The sequence below is a fragment of the Rothia sp. BD8 genome (genome assembly GCF_044878465.1).
In the GTDB taxonomy this organism is placed as follows: domain Bacteria; phylum Actinomycetota; class Actinomycetes; order Actinomycetales; family Micrococcaceae; genus Rothia; species Rothia kristinae.
This window is the reverse complement of record NZ_JANJES010000003.1, coordinates 265,482-284,643: the sequence shown is the minus strand read 5'-3', so window position 1 is coordinate 284,643 and position 19,162 is coordinate 265,482. Positions and strand designations below refer to the sequence as shown.

The 19,162-nt window shown below is 72.6% G+C and carries 13 protein-coding genes and 1 riboswitch; of the genes, 7 read left to right on the top strand and 6 right to left on the bottom strand.

Going from position 1 to position 19,162, the window contains the following annotated elements:
* Nucleotides 1–107 precede the first annotated feature (107 nt).
* The 3 genes from NQ707_RS04235 to betT form a co-directional block, all read right to left on the bottom strand.
* Nucleotides 108–1,700, bottom strand: a complete 1,593-nt coding sequence (locus tag NQ707_RS04235; RefSeq protein ID WP_404434937.1) for a GMC family oxidoreductase — start codon at nt 1,698–1,700, stop codon at nt 108–110.
* 126 nt (nt 1,701–1,826) lie between these two features.
* Nucleotides 1,827–3,302 carry an aldehyde dehydrogenase family protein gene (locus NQ707_RS04230; protein ID WP_404434936.1) on the bottom strand — a complete coding sequence of 492 codons (1,476 nt, stop codon included), beginning with the start codon at nt 3,300–3,302 and terminating at the stop codon, nt 1,827–1,829.
* 72 nt (nt 3,303–3,374) lie between these two features.
* Nucleotides 3,375–5,645: a choline BCCT transporter BetT gene (gene betT, locus NQ707_RS04225; protein ID WP_081047748.1), complete on the bottom strand. Its 2,271-nt coding sequence runs from the start codon at nt 5,643–5,645 to the stop codon at nt 3,375–3,377.
* A 536-nt stretch (nt 5,646–6,181) separates the two neighbouring features.
* Between betT and NQ707_RS04220 the strand changes: the two genes are divergently transcribed.
* Nucleotides 6,182–7,141 carry a hypothetical protein gene (locus tag NQ707_RS04220; protein WP_404434935.1) on the top strand — a complete coding sequence of 320 codons (960 nt, stop codon included), beginning with the start codon at nt 6,182–6,184 and terminating at the stop codon, nt 7,139–7,141.
* A 153-nt stretch (nt 7,142–7,294) separates the two neighbouring features.
* Here NQ707_RS04220 and NQ707_RS04215 read toward each other — a convergent pair whose 3' ends face one another.
* Nucleotides 7,295–11,212 (bottom strand): SNF2-related protein, encoded by a 3,918-nt coding sequence (locus NQ707_RS04215; RefSeq protein WP_404434934.1) that lies wholly within the window; start codon nt 11,210–11,212, stop codon nt 7,295–7,297.
* A 101-nt stretch (nt 11,213–11,313) separates the two neighbouring features.
* Nucleotides 11,314–11,445: riboswitch (SAM riboswitch) on the top strand.
* A 20-nt stretch (nt 11,446–11,465) separates the two neighbouring features.
* Here NQ707_RS04215 and NQ707_RS04210 point away from each other — a divergent pair.
* Together NQ707_RS04210 and NQ707_RS04205 are read left to right on the top strand one after the other, a co-directional pair.
* Entirely contained in the window at nt 11,466–11,651 is a 186-nt protein-coding gene (locus NQ707_RS04210; protein ID WP_055684280.1) for a hypothetical protein, read from the top strand.
* Entirely contained in the window at nt 11,648–12,115 is a 468-nt protein-coding gene (locus NQ707_RS04205) for a hypothetical protein (protein WP_055684281.1), read from the top strand. Before NQ707_RS04210 ends, NQ707_RS04205 begins: the two co-directional genes overlap by 4 nt.
* Here NQ707_RS04205 and NQ707_RS04200 read toward each other — a convergent pair.
* Nucleotides 12,070–13,263: a glycosyltransferase family 1 protein gene (locus NQ707_RS04200; protein WP_231377049.1), complete on the bottom strand. Its 1,194-nt coding sequence runs from the start codon at nt 13,261–13,263 to the stop codon at nt 12,070–12,072. The genes NQ707_RS04205 and NQ707_RS04200 overlap by 46 nt on opposite strands.
* Before the next feature lie 124 nt (nt 13,264–13,387).
* On the opposite strand from NQ707_RS04200, the gene NQ707_RS04195 reads away from it, so the two are divergent.
* Nucleotides 13,388–15,391, top strand: a complete 2,004-nt coding sequence (locus NQ707_RS04195; protein WP_058743633.1) for a DUF6350 family protein — start codon at nt 13,388–13,390, stop codon at nt 15,389–15,391.
* Here the strand turns inward: NQ707_RS04195 and NQ707_RS04190 are convergent.
* Nucleotides 15,378–15,854 (bottom strand): hypothetical protein, encoded by a 477-nt coding sequence (locus NQ707_RS04190; protein WP_061225800.1) that lies wholly within the window; start codon nt 15,852–15,854, stop codon nt 15,378–15,380. The genes NQ707_RS04195 and NQ707_RS04190 overlap by 14 nt on opposite strands.
* A gap of 58 nt (nt 15,855–15,912) precedes the next feature.
* On the opposite strand from NQ707_RS04190, the gene purN reads away from it, so the two are divergent.
* From purN to NQ707_RS04175, 3 genes are all read left to right on the top strand, one after another.
* Nucleotides 15,913–16,476: a phosphoribosylglycinamide formyltransferase gene (gene purN, locus NQ707_RS04185; RefSeq protein WP_081046391.1), complete on the top strand. Its 564-nt coding sequence runs from the start codon at nt 15,913–15,915 to the stop codon at nt 16,474–16,476.
* A 102-nt stretch (nt 16,477–16,578) separates the two neighbouring features.
* A complete protein-coding gene (purH, locus tag NQ707_RS04180) occupies nt 16,579–18,183 on the top strand; it encodes a bifunctional phosphoribosylaminoimidazolecarboxamide formyltransferase/IMP cyclohydrolase (protein WP_404434940.1) in 1,605 nt (534 codons plus the stop codon).
* Nucleotides 18,183–19,154 carry a bile acid:sodium symporter family protein gene (locus tag NQ707_RS04175; RefSeq protein WP_404434933.1) on the top strand — a complete coding sequence of 324 codons (972 nt, stop codon included), beginning with the start codon at nt 18,183–18,185 and terminating at the stop codon, nt 19,152–19,154. The genes purH and NQ707_RS04175 overlap by 1 nt, the downstream gene beginning before the upstream one ends.
* Nucleotides 19,155–19,162 lie beyond the last annotated feature (8 nt).

Sequence of the window (19,162 nt, the reverse complement as noted above, 5' to 3'; positions counted from 1 at the left end):
CCCCCCGGCGCCGGCCCGGCCGCGCGGCCCCCGGCCGACGGCCCCGCCGCGCGGGGCGCGACGGGGCCGTCGATGGGGCGTCGGGTCGGGCCGACGGGCGGTGAGGCTCAGGCGTCCTCGGTGATCAGCTCCGCGGCGCGCTCGCCGATCATGAAGCAGGTGATGTTCGGGTTCACCGCAGTGATCTCCGGCATCACGGAGGCGTCCGCGACCCGCAGGCCGGACACTCCCTTGACCCGCAGCCGGGCATCCAGCGGGGAGTCGACGTCGTCATCCGCGCCCATGCGCACCGTGCCCACCGGGTGGTACACGGTGTTGTGGGTCTTCGCGACGTACTCGGCGATCTCCTCATCCGTCTGCACGTCCTCGCCCGGGAACAGTTCGCGGCCCTTCCACTCGGCCAGGGCCGGCTGGGAGGCGATCTCGCGGGCCTTGCGGATGCCCGCGACCATGATCGCCATGTCGTAGCCCTCATCGTCGGTGAAGTACTTCGGATCGAACTTCGGCTTGTCCCGGAAGTCCAGGGAGCGCAGGCGCACCGTGCCGCGGGAGCGGGCGTGCGGGACGTTCGGGGTCAGGCAGAACACGTTGTCCCCCGTCGGGTACCCCTGGCGCAGGGTGTGCATGTCGAAGTTCACCGAGCCGTAGTGCATCATGAAGTTCGGCCGCCCCGGGAACTCATCCTCGAAGGGCACGTCCAGCTCCGTGAAGATCCCGAGCTCCCACCACTGGGTGGAATCCTGGACCATCGGCTTCTTCGCCTCCCACTGGATTACCGCCTCCGGGTGATCCTGCAGGTGGGAGCCGACGCCGGGGGAGTCCACCAGCACGTCCACGCCCACCTCGCGCAGGTGCTCGGCCGGGCCGATCCCGGAGAGCATCAGCAGCTTCGGGGAGTCGATCGCCCCCGCCGAGAGCACGACCTCCTTGCGGGCCCAGATGGTCTTGGCCACCGCGAAGGCGTTGTCCACCACCTCCACGCCCACGGCGCGCTTGTCCCCATCGAACAGGACCCGCTTGACCTGGGTGTCGGTGATCAGGTGGAAGTTCTCCCGGTCCCGGATCGGGTGGATGTAGGACACCGACGACGACGCGCGGGTGCCGTCGGCCTGCCGGTTGATCTGGAAGAAGCTCGCCCCGTTGGTCACGGTCTTCCCGGAGTTGAACCGCACCCGGGGGATGCCGGCCTGCTCGCAGGCGTCCAGCACCGCGACCCCGCACGGATCCGAAGCCGGGACGTTCATCAGGTGCACCGGACCGGAATCGCCGTGGTGCTCCCCACCCTCGGCGCCGGCGTCCTCATTGGTCTCCAGCTGGCGGAACAGGCGGAAACCCGTCTCCGCGTTCCAGCCGGTCGCGCCGAAGCGGCGCTCCCAGTCATCCAGATCCTCGGCCGGGGCCCAGAAGGCGATGCAGGAGTTGTGCGAGGAGCACCCGCCCATGACCTTCGCCCGGGCCATGCGCATGAAGGAGTTGCCGTGCTCCTGCTCCTCCACCGGGTAGTCCCAGTCGTAGCCGGACTCCAGCAGCTCCATCCAGCGGTTCAGCTGCAGCACCTCGTCGATCCCGGCGTCATCCGGGCCCGCCTCGATCAGCGCGACCTGCGCCCGCGGGTTCTTCTCCGACAGCCGGGCCGCCGCGGCCGCGCCGGACGAACCGCCGCCGACGACGATGTAGTCGAAAACCTGTTCTTCAGCCATGGATCCTCCTGTGGTGGGGGGTCGGTGGGTGGGGGGGGGGAACCGCTCGGTGCGCTCGCCGCCTCTTCTGATCTCGATGCCCAGGATGCGGGTGCGCCCCTCGGGGGGCGCACCCGCGCCGCGCGGTTACCTCCGGTCCTGGAACCAGCCGGTCACGGCCGGGGCGGTGTTCTGGTAGATGTGCTTGGTCTCCACGTACTCGCCCAGACCCGCCAGGCCCAGCTCCCGGCCGATGCCGGACTGCTTCATCCCGCCCCACTCGGCCTGCGGCAGGTACGGGTGGAAGTCGTTGATCCAGATGGTGCCGTGATGCAGCTTCGCCGCGACCCGCTCCGCCTTCCCGGCGTCGGAGGTCCACACGGCCCCGGCCAGGCCGTAGATCGTGTCATTGGCGATCGCCACCGCCTCGGCCTCATCCCGGAAGGTCTCCACGGTGACCACCGGCCCGAAGGCCTCCTCGGTCACCGCGTTGGACCCGCGGGCCACGTCCGCGATCACGGTGGGCTCGTAGAACCAGCCCTTCGACAGCTCGCCCTCGGTGGCGCGCTTTCCGCCGCACAGGATGCTCGCGCCCTCCTCGCGGGCCTTGTCCACGTAGGCGGTGACCTTCTGCAGGTGCGCCTCGGAGATCAGGGCCCCGGTCTCGGCGTCGTCGTCGAAGGGCCCGCCCAGGCGGATGTCCTTCGCCCGGCGCACCAGCTCGTCCGTGAACCGCTGGGCGATGGACTCCTCGACGACGATGCGCGCGCCGGCCGAGCAGACCTGCCCGGAGTGCACGAACGCGCCGTTCAGGGCGTTGTCCACCGCGGCGTCGAAGTCCGCGTCGGCGAAGATCACGTTGGGGTTCTTCCCGCCCAGCTCCAGGGCCACCTTCTTCACGGTGGCCGCCGCGGACTCGGCGATCTTCCGGCCGGTGACCAGGCCGCCGGTGAAGGAGACCAGGTCCACGTCCGGGTGGGTGGACAGCGGCGCCCCGGCCTCGGCCCCGGCGCCCAGCACCAGGTTGGCCACCCCGGCCGGCAGCCCCAGCTTGTCCAGCACATCCATCAGCAGGATCGCGGTGTGCGGGGTCAGCTCCGCGGGCTTGAGCACGAAGGTGTTGCCCGCGGCCAGCGCCGGGGCCACCTTCCAGGCCACCTGCAGCAGCGGGTAGTTCCACGGGGTGATCATCCCGCACACGCCCACCGGCTCGTGCACCACCTTGGAGGCCACGGACGGGTCCCCGGCGTCGACCACGCGCCCGGCGTCCTGCCCGGCGATCTTCCCGAAGTACTGGAAGCAGGCGGCGATGTCGTCCATGTCGTAGCCGGACTCCACCAGGCGCTTGCCGGTGTCCAGGGACTCGGCGCGGGCGAACTCGTCCTTGCGCTCGCGCAGCTGCGCGGCCACGGCCAGCAGGAAGTCCCCGCGCTCCGGGGCGCTCACATCCCAGGCGTTCTCGTCGAAGGCCCGCCGCGCCGCGGCGATCGCCTTCTCGGTGTCCTTTGCGGTGGCCTCCGCGACGACGCCGACCTCGGTGCCGTCCGCGGGGCAGGTGATGGTTCGGGTCCCGCCGTCCTCAGTCGGGACCCAGGCTCCGTCGATGTACAGCGTGCTGCTCACACTCAGTCCTTCCTCGACGCCGGTGCGACGCGGCGCCTGCTCGAATCCGGTCACAGTCATGCTCCGGTGGTGTCAACGCGCGGTGCGGTCGGATTCTTCCGGGGTGTGGTTGGGGTCACCGGCAGAGGAGTCCTCCTCCGGGTCCTGGAAGTCCACGGTCCAGTCCATGGCGCCGGTGGGGGCGCCGGTGATCACGGTGGCCCCGGCGTCGTCCTGGGTGGGGGTGGACAGGCGGATGAACTCCAGGTGCCGCTCATGGTTGTCCAGCACGTCGTGGATCAGCTGCTCCTTCGTGAAGCCGTACACGTCGTATCCGCGCGAACCGGTCTGGGAGAACGGCTCCAGCCGGTAGTAGGAGTCCTCCGACTGCGGCGAGACCAGCAGGTACGACGGCGTCGGGCAGGCCACCGGGTAGATCTGGTACAGGAAGTCCCGCTCCCCGTCCAGGTGCTCCACCAGGCTCACATACGGCAGATCCGTGACGGGATCGTGCCCGTGCTCCACCGCGGCCTGCACGTGCTCCTCGCGCAGCGCCTGGCAGACCTCCTCCAGCGCGGGCTCCGCCGTCTGGGAGAGGTAGCGGCGGGTCGCGGCCTGGCCCGGGTAGGACACCGAGCGGACCAGGCGCTGGCGCCAGTTCCGGGTGTGCTCGGTCGGCTGGATCGCGGCGGCACGGTTGGCGGCGCGCACCCCCGCCCGGGCGGCCTCCTGGGAGTCCATCGCGGCCCGCTCCACCCGCAGCGCCTTCCACAGCCCGTACATCACCAGGTACATCACGATCGCGAAGGGCAGGCCGAACACGATCGTCGCCGACTGCAGGGTCGGGATCCCGCCGACCACCATCATCGCCAGGGTCAGCAGACCGGTGGCGATCGCCCAGAAGATGCGCATCCACTTGGGCCCGTCCTTCGTCGGGTCCTCGATGGTCGAGGCGAAGTTGGACATCACCAGGGCCCCGGAGTCCGCGCTGGTCACGTAGAACAGCAGCCCGGTGAAGGTCGCCACGGCCGCCGCTGCGGTGGCCCCCGGGTACTGGGCCAGCAGATCGTAGAAGGCCCGCTCCGGGGTGCCCATCAGGGTCTGGCCGAAGTCGGTGTCCCCGTCCTGGTCGATGATCCCCAGGGCCGAGTTCCCGAAGATGGAGATCCAGGTCAGGATGAACACGAACGGGATGGTCATGGTGCCCACCACGAACTGGCGGATGGTGCGCCCGCGGGAGATCCGCGCCAGGAACAGCCCCACGAACGGGGACCACGCGACCCACCAGGCCCAGAAGAACAGGGTCCAGGAGTTCATCCACTCCTCGGGGTGGTCATAGGCCATCGTGTCCATGGTCATCCCTGGGAACTGGGAGAGGTAGTCGCCCACGTTCATGACCAGCGCGTTGAGCAGGAAGTCCGTGTCCCCGAGGAACAGCACGTACAGCATCAGCGCGACGGCGAGGAAGATGTTCAGCTCGGACAGCCGCCGGATGCCCTTGTCCACCCCGGACACCGCCGAGGCGATCGCCAGGACCACGGAGACCGCGATCAGCCCGGCCTGGACCCCCACGGAGTTGGGCACCCCGAACAGGAACTGCAGCCCGTAGTTGATCTGCACGACGCCGATGCCCAGCGAGGTGGCCACCCCGAAGATCGTGCCCAGCAGCGCCGAGATGTCCACGGCGTCGCCGGCCGCGCCCTTGATCCGCTTGCCGATGATCGGGTACAGGGCCGAGCGGATGGACAGCGGCAGGTTGAACCGGTACGCGAAGTAGCCGAAGGCCATGCCCATCAGGGAGTACATGCCCCAGCCGGTCAGTCCGTAGTGGAACAGGGTCCACACGACCGCCTGCCGGGCGGCCTCTGCGGACTCGGTGCCGCCGGAGGGTTGCGTGTAGTACTGGGTGACCGGCTCCAGCACGGAGTAGAACATCAGGTCCGCCCCGATGCCGGCGGCGAAGAGCATGGCCGCCCACGAGAACAGGGAGAACTGCGGGCGGGAATGGTCCGGGCCCAGGCGCACCGAGCCCTGCTTGGAGAACGCGACGATCGCGATGAACGCCAGGACCACGGTGCCGGTGAGGATGTAGAACCAGCCGAAGTGCCGGGAGACCCACCCGACGACGGCGCCGATCACCTCACCCATCGACTCCGGATCGGCCAGACCCCAGATGGAGATGATCAGCACGCCGATGGCGGCCCCGCCGAAGACTCGCCAGTTCACCCGGGCGGGCGCGTGCTGGTGCGGCACGCTGTCGGTGATGGTGGGTGGTTCGGCGGGGGTGGTTCTGGTGGCGCCGGTGTTGGGTGCGGCGGCGTCGTCGCGGGATGTGTGCTCGGAGGTTCCGTCGGAGGAGGCCATGGGTTCCTGGGGTCGGGAGCGAGGGGTGCGCACCGGCCGGTGGCGGTGCGGGCAGGACCGGGACGGGTCGAGCGGCGCGGGATCCGCCCCGGACAGCGCAGATGACCAGCGCCTCAGTCCATCAGCACGCTGATCATCGATCGATGATCCAGGCTAACCTATCCGCCCCGATCCGCCCACCCCACCCGACGATGGGCGGGGGTGCTGTGCCGCTGAGGTGCAACCGTTGGGTGCTGAGGTGCGGCTTTCGTGTTGAGGTGTGGGGTTGGTGCTGAGGTGCGGCACGTCGTGCAGCATCTCAGCACGAACCTGGTATCTCAGCACAAACCCGGTATCTCAGCGGGTGCGGGTCCGGTGTGGGCGGTGATCGGCGAGGGGCCTCGGGTGCAGGGGAGGGCGCGCGGGCGGCGTCGGGTGCGAGGAGGTTTCCGGATCTGTGGATGAGGCGAGTGGATGTGGGGGGACTGTTCTCGAAAAGGGGCCGGGAAGCGCGGACGGGCGGCGTCGTCGGCGAGCTGGAACGGCAAGCTGAACCCGTGAACACCGTCCCAGACCTCCACCACCGCGAGCTGCTGACCCCCGAGCAGGTGCGTCGGCTCGGCCATCCCGACCCGCGTCCCAGCCGGGGTGGCGGCAGCGAATGGACGCGCGTTCTGCGCGGCTGCTACATCCAGCGCCGCCGGTGGGAGGAACTCACCGAACGGCAGAAGTGCCTCGGCGTGCACCTGGCGTACCTGGCGCGGGCGAGGACGCCGTTCGTCTTCTCGCACACCTCGGCCGCCCTGTTCCGCGACCTCTCCCTGCTCCACCTGCCGGACGCCGTCCACATCAGCGCCGAGCAGCGGATCGCCTGCGCGGACCCCCGGGTGCGGGTCCACCGGGCGCCGGGGATCCTCGAACATCGCCGCCTCCTCGAGCTGCGCCTCCCGGTCACCGACGCCGAGCGCACCCTCCTGGACTGCGCGACCGGCCTGCCCTTCGACGACGCCGTCGTCATCGCCGACCAGATCCTGAAGGGCGACGTCTCCCGCCGGGATGTGCTCAGCCTGCTCGACGAGGGCCCCCGCCGACGCGGCTCGGTCACGGCCCGACGCGTCTTCGCCTTCGCCGACGCGCGCTCCGAGTCCGTCTTGGAGAGCCTCGGACGGATCCGCCTGCAGCGCATGGCCGTGCCGATGCCGCAGCCGCAGGTCCTCGTGCGGACGCATCGGGGCCGGAAGTACTTGGACTTCGGCTGGCCGCACCTGCGCTTCGGGTTGGAGCTGGATGGCAAGGCCAAGTACTTCCGTGATGGCGACGCCGGAGAGGCGATCTATCAGGAGCGGCAGCGTCAGCTGGCCATCGAGGAAGCCGGCTGGGTGATCCTGCGCGCGAACTGGGCGGACGTGGTCGGGCACCCGGAGCAACTGGAGATGCGCCTGGTGCAGGCCCTCGAGCAGCGCGCCCGCCAGCTCGGGGTCCCCGTGTTCCCGCCGCCGATGCTGGCCGGTCTGTGAGGTGCGGGTTTCGTGTTGAGATGCGCTGTTCGTGCTGAGATGCGCCCCGCCGTGCAGCATCTCAGCACGAATGGCGCATCTCGGAACGAAACTCGCACCGGAAGCCGGCCCCACGGTGCGGGGCGGGGGCGAACGGAAGCCGCCCGCGCCGGCTCAGCCGCCGAGCAGCTCGCGGATCTCCTCGGCGCGCAGGGAGCGGGAGAACAGCTCGCCGTCGTCCATCACGGCGTCGAACAGGGCGGCCTTGGAGTCCTTCAGGTCCATGACCTTCTCCTCGATCGTCCCCTCGGAGACCAGCCGGTACACCATGACCCGACGCCGCTGCCCGATCCGGTGCGCCCGGTCCACCGCCTGAGCCTCCGCCGCCGGATTCCACCAGGGGTCCATCAGGAAGCAGTAGTCCGCCTCCGTGAGGTTCAGCCCGAAGCCACCGGCCTTCAGGCTGATGAGGAACACCGGGGCCTCGCCCTCCTCGAAGGCCCGCAGCACCGCCGCCCGATCCCGGGTGGACCCGTCCAGGTACACGTGCCAGATCCCCGCCGCCTCCAGGGCCTCGGCGATCTGGTGCAGGAAGGTCGTGAACTGGCTGAACACCAGGGCCCGGTGCCCATCGGCGATGATCTCCGGCAGCTGCTCCGTCAGCCACGTCAGCTTGGCGGACTCGACCCCCGCGTGCGCCTCATCCACCAGGGAGGCGGACAGGGCCAGGCGGCGCAGCATGGTCAGGGACTGGAAGATCGTGAACCGGTTCCGGTCCATGTCCTGCAGCAGCCCCAGGATCTTCTGCCGCTCCCGCTGCAGCCGGGTCTCGTAGATCCGACGGTGCTCCGGGGTCAGGGCGATGTCCACCCGGTGCTCCTGCTTCTCCGGCAGATCCGCGGCCACCAGCTCCTTGGAGCGGCGCAGCATCAGCGGGCGGATCCGGCGCCGCAGCCGCGGCAGCGCCTGCGGGTCCTCCCCGGAGGAGATCGGCTTGGCGTACATGTCCCGGAAGTCCCGGGCGGAGGGGAACAGCCCCGGGGCGACGATCGAGAACATCGCCCACAGCTCCATGAGGTCGTTCTCCATCGGCGTGCCCGTGACCACCAGCTTGAACGGCACCGGCAGATCCCTGGCGATCCGGTGGGCCTTGGTCCGCGGGTTCTTCAGGAACTGGGCCTCGTCCAGCACCAGTCCGCTCAGCCCCAGGTCCGTGTACTCCTCCGGGTCCAGGCGCAGCAGCGCATAGGAGGTCACGACGACGTCGGCCCCGGCGGCCCGCTCCGGCACCGAGCTCTTGGCCTTGGCGCTGGAGGAGGTGAGCACCGCGCAGCTCAGGTGCGGGGCGAAGCGCTCGATCTCCCGGGCCCAGTTGGGCGCCACAGAGGTCGGGGCGACGACGAGGAAGCGCGGTCGCGCCCCGCCTTCCGCCGCCGCGGCGTCGTGCAGCTCGAAGGCGCGGCAGATCATCGCGAGGGTCTGGACCGTCTTGCCCAGGCCCATGTCATCGGCGAGGATCCCGCCGAGGCCGTGCTCGCGCAGGAAGCTCAGCCACCGGTAGCCCTCCTCCTGGTACGGGCGCAGCCGGGCGCGCAGGCCCCGCGGCAGCGGCGGCGCAGGGATCTCCTCCAGACGCAGCAGGGCCTCCACGGATTCCCGCCAGGTCCGGGTCACCTCGGTGTCCGCGGCGAGCTCCTCCAGGTCCTCCCACAGCCCCGCCTGGTGCCGGGAGATGCGCAGCGGCGTCTCCGGGTCCGCCATCTGCCGGGCCTCCCCGATCAGCTCCCGCAGCCGCAGGAATTCGGGCCGGTCCAGCCGGAAGTAGCTGCCGTCCCCGAGCATCAGGTGCTTCTGCCCGGCGTCCAGGGCGCGGAAGACGTCGGCGAAGGGCACGTACCACTGCCCGGCCCGGATGGTCACGCCCAGGCCGAACCAGTCGCGATCCCCGGTGGACTCCACGGAGACCGTGATCGTCGGGTCCTCGTCCAGAGCCCGGAACTGCGGCACCTCCCCGGTGAGCTCCACGTCCACCCCGTCCAGGTCGCGGGCGGCCGGGATGATCCGCTGGACCAGATCCCGGGTCTGCCAGCCGCTGGTGCGCCCGGCCTCCAGCGGGGTCTCGGGCAGCGCCCGACGCAGCCGGGTGAGCACGTCCTGCTCCGTCTCCGCATCCCGCAGCTCCCGATGCGGGTCCGGGCTGGCCACCGCGACCGGCACCCGGGTGCGGGCCACCTTCTGCCCCTCCCACTGGACGGGCGCCTGCGGGTAGGACCAGTGCCAGTCGTATCGGGCCGGGGCGATCCTCTCCGAGGCGCGCGGATCCGCGGTGCGCGCCGCGCCCTGCTCCGGGGTGGGCTGGGCGTGCGGATCCTCCTCGAAGCGCACGCTCAGCACCAGGCGCGGCTCGAGCACCTGCGGCAGGGACTCGGCGACCTCCGGGTCCGCGGCCACCGGCAGGCGCCGGGCCAGCTGCGGGTAGAAGCCCTCCGCGAAGTCCAGGACCTCCTCGCGCGGCACCGTCATGGGACCGGAGGCGCTCAGGGAGGTGGCCAGCGGGGTCGGGGGTGCTGCCAGCGGGAGGAACAGCAGCTCCGTCTCCTCCACGACCCACTGCTCTTGCGGGACCTGCGCGGCCAGCTGCGGCAGCGGGGACGGGCGGATCGCGGACCACGCCCCGGAGCGGCGGGCCTCCTGCTCGTAGGCGCGGTGCAGCGCCCCGCCCAGGGCCACGTAGGCCTGGGGCCGGTGGGCCGGGCCCAGGGGGAACAGTCCGTCGGTCGGCACCCGCCAGGCCTCCGGGGCGGCGTCGTCCTCCGCCTCCTCCGGGGAGCGGGGCACCAGCAGGGCGGGGATCAGCCGCAGGGCGCCGTCCTCGGCGTCGGCCACGTGCAGTCCGAGCCGGGCCTCCGGGGCCAGGCCTACCGAGACGGCACGCCCGTCCACCACGATGGCGATGCCGAGGTCCGCGGCCCGGTCCAGCAGGTCCCACAGCAGCGGGGAGGCCACCGGGTCCAGCTGCATGGTGTCGTGGGTGGAGGCGTAGGGGTTCTGATCCGGGGAGAGCACGGCGCCCAGCTCCCGAAACCAGGCCTCGTGCTCGCTGAGCAGCTGCGTGCCGCCCGGGGGGCCGGTGAACTGGGACCAGGTCAGCCCGCCCTTGATCCACCGGCCGCGGGTGCCCAGCATCAGCGGCCGGGCGCTGAGCCGGATCGGCGCGGGGGTCGCGGCATCGCCTCGACCCAGGCCGTAGCGGGTCGGGACCTCCAGGTGCAGGTCCAGGGCGCCGGGGGAGCGGGTCACGCGCGACCGCAGGTCCATGCTCTGGGACTGCAGCGCGCGGGCGACGTGGCGGCGCCAGGAATCGCGCACCTGCGGGGCGTCCGCGCGCGCCGCGAAGGGGCCCGCGCCCGGGTCCTGCGTCTCGACGACGTCGTCGCCGCCCCGGGCGGCGCCGGGTGCGCCGCCATTCGATGATGATGCCGATGCCGGGGCAGGCGATACGGCGGGCGACGCGGCCGGGGCCCCGGTGCCGCCGTCGATGCCGCCGATGGCCGCGCGCAGCCGCTGGATGGTCGCGGCCCGATCCTCGGCCCCGGACCCCGCCTGCGAGTCCCGCCGCGCGGAGGCCGAGCCGGAGGCGTCGGGGCCGGGGAGGCCGGGCGCCGAGCCGGCGTCGGTCGCCGATGAACGGGCCGCCGCGGAACCGGTTGCCGCGAAATGCTCCGTCTCGGTGCCGGCCGTCGAGCGCACGGGGAGGTTCTCCGCGGGCTCGGCCCAGCCGCCCTCGTGGAACCAGCCCAGCAGGGCCGCGACCACGTGCTTGCAGCCGGTGCGCACCGGGCAGGAGCAGAAGGACTGGAACGGCGCGGCATGCGGGACGCGGGTGCGGGGGAAGACCACCGACTGGGAATAGGGCCGGGTGGAGCCCCCGGCGACCCGGCTGGTGAAGGTCAGCTCCGCGGCGTCGTAGTGGGCCTGGAGCACCTGGCCCGCCCGGTAGTAGCGCTCGCCCCGCGCGAAGGCGTTGTGGCCGACGGCGTGCAGGATCTGCGCCACGGTCACCGGGATCTGCTCGGCGGGGTAGGAGGGCATGGGATCCAATCTAGTCGGCGCTCGGCGCGGCCGACGGGACCGGGAAGAGGCGTGAAGAAGGGTCTTGGCAGGCCCGCCCGGGCGGGTTATGCTGGTGCCAGCTTCAAGAGACTCAACTGCCAAGCTCCGACTCGGTTGAGCGCCAACCCCATGTTCAAGGGTGGCTCGGATGACGAAGCGGCCCGTATTCGCCGCCACGGCGGCATGTTGACCGGTACGGGCAAGAGCACCGAAAGGATGCGCTCTCCGCGCGATGGCCATGACCGTCACCTCTCCCACCCGCCTCGACTTCTCCGCCGCCGTTCCCGCCCGCGGGGGATACCGGGCCATGAGCATCACCGACTACGCCCGGGTGGACTCCGCCCGCAGCGAGTTCCTGAACTTCCTCCTGGCCACCAGCAGCGGCAGCGCCTCCGCGGCCGCCGACCGGGCGGCATGAGCCGGCCCGGTACGGGCCTGCTGCTGGATTCCGGGATCCTCGCGCAGCTGCGCGGAAGCGCCCCGGACCGGGCCGTCGTCGCGTTCCTGCGGCGCCGGGCCCACCGCGTCCTCTACGTCTCCGTGCTCAGCCTAGGGGAGCTGGCCGCCCGCTTCCCCGGCCCGGAGACGGATCGCTGGCTGGATGAGCTGGCCGAGCGGTTCCGCGGCCACCTGCTGCCCGTGGACGATGCCGTCGCCCGGGCGTGGGCCGCCCGCCCCCTGCCCGCCGGGCCGGCCGGGCTGCGCAGCGTAGCCGACGACGAGGAGCCGAGCGAGGCCCCGGGGGAGACCGCCGGTCCCGAGGACGGCGTGCACGGGCTGCTGGCGGCCACCGCCCGCGTGCACGGGCTCACCGTGGTCTCCGCGCAGGCCGCCGCCTACCGCGCCTGGGGTGTGGAGGCCCTGGACCCCGCGGAGGACTGAACCCTTCCGGCCGCCCACCGGCGCAGACCGTCCGCCCGGTGGAACTGCCGCGCCAGCGCGTAGTGCTCCAGCAGCCGGTCCGTCAGCGCGGACCAGGACCTCGGCGTCATCGCCTCCCGCCCGGCGACGGCGAACTGCGCCCGCAGGCCCGGGTCCTCCAACCGCTGCACGTGCTCGCGCAGCCGGTCCAGGTGTCCCGGCGGGTAGAGCGGCCCCGTGCGCCCGTGCTCGACGATGTCCGCCGGCCCGCCGCAGCCCACGGCCACCACCGGGGTGCCTGCGGCCATCGCCTCCTGCAGGGTCTGCCCGAAGGTCTCCGACTCCCCGGGGTGGGTGAACACGTCCAGCTCCGCCACGGTGCGCGCCAGCTCCTCGCCCTCCAGGCGCCCGAGGAAGCTGGCCCGGTGCAGGGTGTGCTCCAGGCGCGCCCGCTCCGGGCCGTCCCCGACCACCACCAGGCGCACCCCGGGCAGGGACTGCAGCACTCGCAGATCCTCCACCTGCTTCTCCGGGGCCAGCCGACCGACGTAGCCGACCAGCAGCTCCTCCGGACCCGCCCCGATCCGCGCCCGCAGCGCCCCCTCGGCCCGTTCAGGGCGGAACAGGGCCGTGTCCACTCCGCGTCCCCAGCGCAGGATCCGGGGCACCCCCAGGTCCCGCAGGTAGTCCTCGGAGGCCCTGGAGGGGGTCAAGGTCAGATCCGCCTGCCCGTGGATCGCGGCCAGCCGCCGGTCCGCTGCGCGGGCCAGCCAGGGCAGGCGATAGCGGCGGGCGTAGGCGGAGACGTCGGTCTGGTACACCGCCGCGCACGGGATGCCCAGGTCCCGGGCCGCGGTGACCGCCCGGGCGCCCAGCAGGAACGGGGAGGATGCGTGCACGATGTCCGGGTGGTGCCGGGCGATCAGGCGCCGCACTGGGGCGACGGGTCCAGGGGCCACGCGCAGCCCCGGGTAGCCGGCCACCGGCAGGGAGGGCACCCGCAGGCAGACGGCGCCGGGCACGGGGTGCTGCGGCGTCTGCTCCCCGGGTCCGGTCTCCGGGGCCAGGATGGAGACCTCGTGCCCGCGCTGGATCAGCTGCTCCGCGCTGCGCAGCACGGAGGTGGTCACCCCGGACAGGTGGGGCAGGAACGATTCGGCGGCGATCATGATCCTCATGGGTCCAGTGCACCACCGGTCTGCGCCCCGCGGGATGCGGGCCGGTGACGCTGCGGGGAACGGAGCGTGAACCCTCACGGGGAGCCCGCGGCTCGGCGTGGGATGATGAACAGCGATGATGACCCCGCGCCGTTTCTCCCTTCCCCGGACGCTGCCCATGCCGCTGTGGCTGCAGGGCGCCGTCGAGATCCTCGTTGCCGCCCTGGCGGGTCTGGCCGTCGTGGCCGTGCTGCTGCTGATCGGCTGGTTCTCCCTGGACGGACCCGGCGGCCTGCCCGCGCTGGCCGCGGCGATCGGGCAGGTGTGGCTGGGCGCGCACGGCGTCGGACTGCAGCTGGACGTGCCGGCCACCGGGCGGGCCGCGGGACTGACGGGTACCGCGCATCTGCTGCCCCTGGGGCTCACGCTGGTGCTGCTGCTGATCGCTCGGCGCGCCGGGGCCCGCCTGGCCCGGGCCTCCTGGGAGGGCGAGTTCTGGAAGCCGGTGCTCGGCGGGCTGGTGGCCTACGCCGGGGTCGGTGCGGCGGTGGCCGTGCTGACCGGCACGACGACGCTGCGCGCCCCCGTGCTCGCCTCGGCCCTGGTGCCGCTGTGGGTGCCGCTGCTGGGCATGGTGTGGGGCGGGCACCGGGAGTCCGGCTCCTGGCTGCGGCTGATCGGGCTCGCCCCAGAGGGGCTGGCCCAGCGCTACAGCCAGTACACCCGGTGGGCGGGGGCCTACGCGCTGTCCGTGCTGCGGGCCGCCGGCGTGGGTCTGATCGGCCTGGTGGCAGGCGGGGCCCTGCTGACCGGGATCAGCGTCTTCGCGCACTGGCAGGGGATCATCGCGGCCTACCAGGCCCTGCACGCCGGGCTCACCGGGGATCTGACCCTGTTCCTGCTGCAGCTGGCGCTGCTGCCCAACCTCATCCTCTGCGCCACGGCCTGGTCCGTGGGGGCGGGCTTCAGCCTGGGGGAGGGGACGCTGTTCTCCCCGGCGGTCGCCGACGGACCGGCGCTGCCCGCCCTCCCGGTGTTCGCGGCGATGCCCACCGCCACCGGCCCCTACTCCTTCGCGGTGCTGGTGCTGCCGGTGCTGGCCGGGGCGCTGGCCGCGTGGTGGTTCCTGCGCGCCGGGGAGGATCACGTGGATGACTGGTTCTCCCTGCGCATCGGCTCCCGCGTGCTCGGTGCGATCCTGTCCGGGGCGGTGTTCGCCGTCGTCCTGGGGGCGCTGACCGGGGCTGGTGCGACGCTGCTGGTCGTGCTCGCCCGCGGGGGGCTGGGGGCTGGGCCCTTCGCCGTCGTGGGTCCCCACCCGGGGGCGATGTTCTGCTGGAGTGCGGTGACCGTGGCGATCGGCGCGGTGATCGGGCGGGTGGTGTCCCCCTGGTTCGAGCGCGATGCCGCCCGGGGCGGACAGGGCGCGGCCCCCGCACGGAAGCGGACCCGGCGCGCTTCCCGCCGGAATCGCTCTCCGCAGGCCGCGGGGGCCGAGGCCGTGGCGAACCGGAAGGTGGAGACCTCCGGCGAGAACGCCGTGAGCACCGAGGGTCCGAGCGGGCAGCAGACGGGCGCGGAACCGACGAGCGGGGTGCGGACGAGCGACGCCGCGGGCGACGACGGGGCGCGAGACGACGCCGCATCGGAACGGGACGAGGAGCAGGACTCCGCGGGGACCGACTCCGCGGGAGAGCGCCCCGCGGGGAAGCCGGACCGGGCCGAGCCCGGGTCCGAGCAGCGGCCCGAGCCCCGGTCCGAGCAGGAGTCTGAGCGGGGGCTCAGCGCCCTGCAGCGCCTGCGTCGCGCGGCGCCCGGGGCCGCGGGGCACGAGGCGAAGCGCCCGGTGAAGCCCGAGGTCGAGTCCACCGAGCAGAAGCCGGCCGAGGTCGATGCGGCGGAGGAGCTGTTCATCCCGCAGTGGCGCTCCGGCGCCGGGGCCCAGACGCCCTGGTCCGCCGCGAAGGGGGACGATAAGCCCAACGCTAAGGCCCAGGCCCCGGAGGCCGACGAGTCCGAGCGCCCGGAAGAGCATCAGGAGGAGCTCGAGCAGGCGGAAGAACGTGAGGTGCAGAGGGAGCGCGAGGAGCCGCGCGTGGTGGTGCGTCGGCCGCGTCGGCGTCGCCTCAGCGGCCGGTGAGGGTCCGCTCGATCCCGTCCGTGAGGCGCTCCTGGCACTGCCCGGAGGAGGAGATGGTCAGGCTCGTGCGCACGCACTCCCGGTAGTCCTCGGCCGCGCCCCACAGCAGGAGGTTCGCGGCCATGCTCACCGCGAACCACAGGACCAGCGCGAGGGACAGGCTGGTCAGCACGTAGGAGAAGGGGCGGGCGCCGACCCGCTTCAGCGCCACCAGGGTCATGATGCAGGCGACGGCGGCACCTAGGAAGGCCAGCCCGGCCCCGGCCAGGGCCCACCCGCCCCAGGAGCGTCCCGCGAAGGTGCTCAGGCAGAACCCGATGACCGCCAGGAGCAGACCCGCCCGTGAGCGGTACAGGAGGGACTCGGCCGCGCGCGCCCGCTCGTCCTCTCCCAGGGGCCTGTCCGGACGCCGGGGCGGCTGCTGGGTGGGCTGAGGGTCCTGAGGCGGAGGGGCGGCAGACATGCCCACCAGGCTACCCGCTGGCCCGCGCGCCCGGTCGCGCCTCGGTAGGGTGGGAGCCATGCGCATCGTGGTCATGGTCTCCGGCTCCGGCACCAATCTGCAGTCCGTCCTGGACGCCGTCGCCCGCGGCGAGCTGCCGGTGCAGGTGGCCGCCGTCGGCGCGGATCAGGAGTGCCGGGGGCTGGAGCGCGCCCGCGAGGCCGGCATCGAGACGTTCGTGCTGGCGCCCCGGGACTTCCCGGACCGCCCTGCCTGGAACCGGGCCCTGGAGGAGAAGCTCGCCTCCTACGCCCCGGACCTGCTGCTGTTCGCCGGATTCATGCGCATCGTCGATGCGCAGCTGGTCGCGCGCTTCGAGCGGCGCATCGTCAACACCCACCCGGCGCTGCTGCCCTCCTTCCCCGGGGCCCACGGGGTGCGCGACGCCCTGGCCCACGGGGTGAAGATCACCGGCGTCACCGTGCACCTGGTGGATTCCGGGGTGGACACCGGCCCGATCCTCGCCCAGGCCGCGGTGCCGGTGCTGGAGGGGGACACCGAGCAGAGCCTGCACGAGCGGATCAAGGAGCAGGAGCGTCCTCTCCTGGTGCGCACCCTGCGGGAGCTGGCCGCCCGCGCCTGAGGCGGCGGGCGCTGGCACGCCCGAGTGCGACGCCCCTTACACTGGAAGGGTCTTCGCGCCGTGCGCGCCACCATCTCCGACTTCCCAAGGGAGCATCCTTCCGTGACCCTCATCGACCTGGACCGGATCCCGCTGCGTCGAGCCCTCATCTCCGTCTACGACAAGACCGGCCTGCCCGAGCTGGCCCGCGGCCTGCACGCCGCCGGGGTGTCGCTGGTCTCCACCGGCTCCACCGCCGGGGTGATCCGCGAGGCCGGGGTCCCGGTCACCGAGGTCTCCTGGATCACCGGGTTCCCCGAGTGCCTGGAGGGCCGGGTCAAGACCCTCCACCCGCGCATCCACGCCGGGATCCTCGCGGACCGGCGCAAGCAGGAGCACGTGGATCAGCTCGAGCAGCTCGGGGTCGAGCCCTTCGACCTCGTCGTCGTGAACCTCTACCCCTTCCAGGACACCGTGGCCTCCGGGGCCGGGGCGGATGAGATCATCGAGAAGATCGACATCGGCGGTCCCTCGATGGTGCGCGCCGCGGCCAAGAACCACCACGCCGTCGCCGTGGTGACGGACCCCGCCCACTACGACGACGCCGTGCGCGCGGCCGAGCAGGGCGGCTTCGACCTGGCCGCCCGTCGCCGCCTGGCCGCCGGGGCCTTCGCCCACACCGCCGCCTACGACACCGCCGTGGCCACCTGGACCCAGCAGCAGTTCCTGCAGGATCCCGAGGCCAACTTCTGGCCGCCCTACGCCGGGCTGGGCTTCGAGCGCTCCGAGTCCCTGCGCTACGGCGAGAACCCGCACCAGAAGGCCGCCCTGTACGCGGATCCGGCCGCCGAGCCGGGCATCGCCCAGGCCGAGCAGCTGGGCGGGAAGGCGATGTCCTACAACAACTACGTGGACGCCGACGCCGCCCTGCGCGCCGCCTACGACTTCGACGAGCCGGCCGTAGCCGTGATCAAGCACAACAACCCGTGCGGGATCGCCGTGGGATCCGGTGAGGACCCCATCGCGGACGCGCACCGCAAGGCCCACGCCTGCGACCCGCTGTCCGCCTACGGCGGGGTCATCGCCGCGAACCGCGAGGTGAGCCTGGGCATGGCCGAGCAGATCAAGCCCGTGTTCACCGAGGTCGTGATCGCCCCGTCCTACGCCCCCGAGGCCCTCGAGCTGCTGCAGACCAAGAAGAACCTGCGCATCCTCCGGCTGCCGGAGGGCTTCGCCCGCGGGGCCGTCGAGTACCGGCAGGTCTCCGGCGGCGCCCTGTTCCAGGAGTCGGACCGGCTCCAGGCCGACGGGGATGACCCGAGCACCTGGACCCTGGCCGCCGGGGAGGCCGCCGACGAGCAGACCCTGCGGGACCTGGCCTTCGCCTGGAAGGCCCTGCGCGCGGCGAAGTCCAACGCGATCCTGCTGGCCGAGGACGGCGCGGCCGTCGGCATCGGCATGGGGCAGGTCAACCGGGTGGACTCCTGCCGGCTGTCCGTGGAGCGGGCCAACACCCTCGGGGCCGACGGCGCCGAGCGGGCCCGCGGCGCGGTGGCCGCCTCGGACGCCTTCTTCCCCTTCGCCGACGGGCTGCAGGTGCTGCTCGACGCCGGGGTGCGCGCCGTCGTGCAGCCCGGCGGGTCCATCCGGGATGAGGAGGTCATCGAGGCCGCCAAGACCGCCGGGGTGACCATGTACCTGACCGGCTCCCGGCACTTCTTCCACTGATGGCACCGGCAGCATCCGACCCCGCCGAGCGCACCGCGGAATCCGCCGCGGAGGAGCGCAGCGCCCGGCGGGCCGTGACCGTGTTCCCGTTGCTGATCCTCGGGGCGGGGGTGCTCGGCTTCCTCGCGCCAGGCGCGTTCGCCGCGTGGTCCCCGGCGATCAGCCCGCTGCTCGGGGTCATCATGTTCGGCATGGGCCTGACCCTGTCCTGGCCGGACTTCGCGCTCATCGCCCGCCGCCCGGTGCCGGTTCTCATCGGAGTGATCGCGCAGTTCCTCATCATGCCGCTGCTCGGCGCCGGGATCGCCGCGGCGCTGCAGCTGCCGCCGGCCCTGGCGGCCGGGGTGATCCTCGTGGGCTGCTGCCCCGGCGGCACGGCGTCGAACGTGGTCTCCTACCTGGCGCGCGGGGACGTGGCGCTGTCCGTGGCGATGACCTCGGTGTCCACCCTGATCGCGCCGTTCCTGACGCCGCTGCTGTGCCTGTGGCTGGCGGGGGAGTACATGAGCGTGAACGGCACCGCGATGATGGTCTCGATCCTGCAGGTGGTGCTGATCCCGGTCCTGGCCGGGCTGCTCGTGCGCTGGCTGCTGCCGCGGCTGGTGCTGGCCGTCACCCCGGCGCTGCCGTGGATCTCGGTCGCGGCGATCTCCGTGATTGTAGCGATCGTCGTCGCCGGCTCCGCGGGGGCCATCGTCTCCGCGGGTGCGCTGGTGCTGCTGGCGGTCGTGCTGCACAACGGCCTGGGCTACCTGCTGGGCTACGCCGCGGCCGCGGCCCTGCGGCTGCCGGCGCCCTCCCGGCGCACCACCGCGATCGAGGTCGGCATGCAGAACTCCGGATTGGCCACCTCCCTGGCCAAGACCTACCTCACCCCCGAGGCCGCCCTGCCGGGAGCGGTGTTCTCGGTGTGGCACAACGTCTCCGGGGCGCTGCTGGCGGCTATCCTGCGGCGGCGCGCCGGGGACTGAGCATCCCC

What these genes read in the sequence shown, in the direction of transcription:
- NQ707_RS04210 (WP_055684280.1), top strand. Translation starts at nt 11,466, where the DNA reads ATGGCCATGACCGTCACCTCTCCCACCCGCCTCGACTTCTCCGCCGCC.
- NQ707_RS04175 (WP_404434933.1), top strand. Translation starts at nt 18,183, where the DNA reads ATGGCACCGGCAGCATCCGACCCCGCCGAGCGCACCGCGGAATCCGCC.
- NQ707_RS04235 (WP_404434937.1), bottom strand. Translation starts at nt 1,700, where the DNA reads ATGGCTGAAGAACAGGTTTTCGACTACATCGTCGTCGGCGGCGGTTCG.
- NQ707_RS04195 (WP_058743633.1), top strand. Translation starts at nt 13,388, where the DNA reads ATGATGACCCCGCGCCGTTTCTCCCTTCCCCGGACGCTGCCCATGCCG.
- betT (WP_081047748.1), bottom strand. Translation starts at nt 5,645, where the DNA reads ATGGCCTCCTCCGACGGAACCTCCGAGCACACATCCCGCGACGACGCC.
- NQ707_RS04190 (WP_061225800.1), bottom strand. Translation starts at nt 15,854, where the DNA reads ATGTCTGCCGCCCCTCCGCCTCAGGACCCTCAGCCCACCCAGCAGCCG.
- NQ707_RS04205 (WP_055684281.1), top strand. Translation starts at nt 11,648, where the DNA reads ATGAGCCGGCCCGGTACGGGCCTGCTGCTGGATTCCGGGATCCTCGCG.
- NQ707_RS04200 (WP_231377049.1), bottom strand. Translation starts at nt 13,263, where the DNA reads ATGATCGCCGCCGAATCGTTCCTGCCCCACCTGTCCGGGGTGACCACC.
- NQ707_RS04215 (WP_404434934.1), bottom strand. Translation starts at nt 11,212, where the DNA reads ATGCCCTCCTACCCCGCCGAGCAGATCCCGGTGACCGTGGCGCAGATC.
- purN (WP_081046391.1), top strand. Translation starts at nt 15,913, where the DNA reads ATGCGCATCGTGGTCATGGTCTCCGGCTCCGGCACCAATCTGCAGTCC.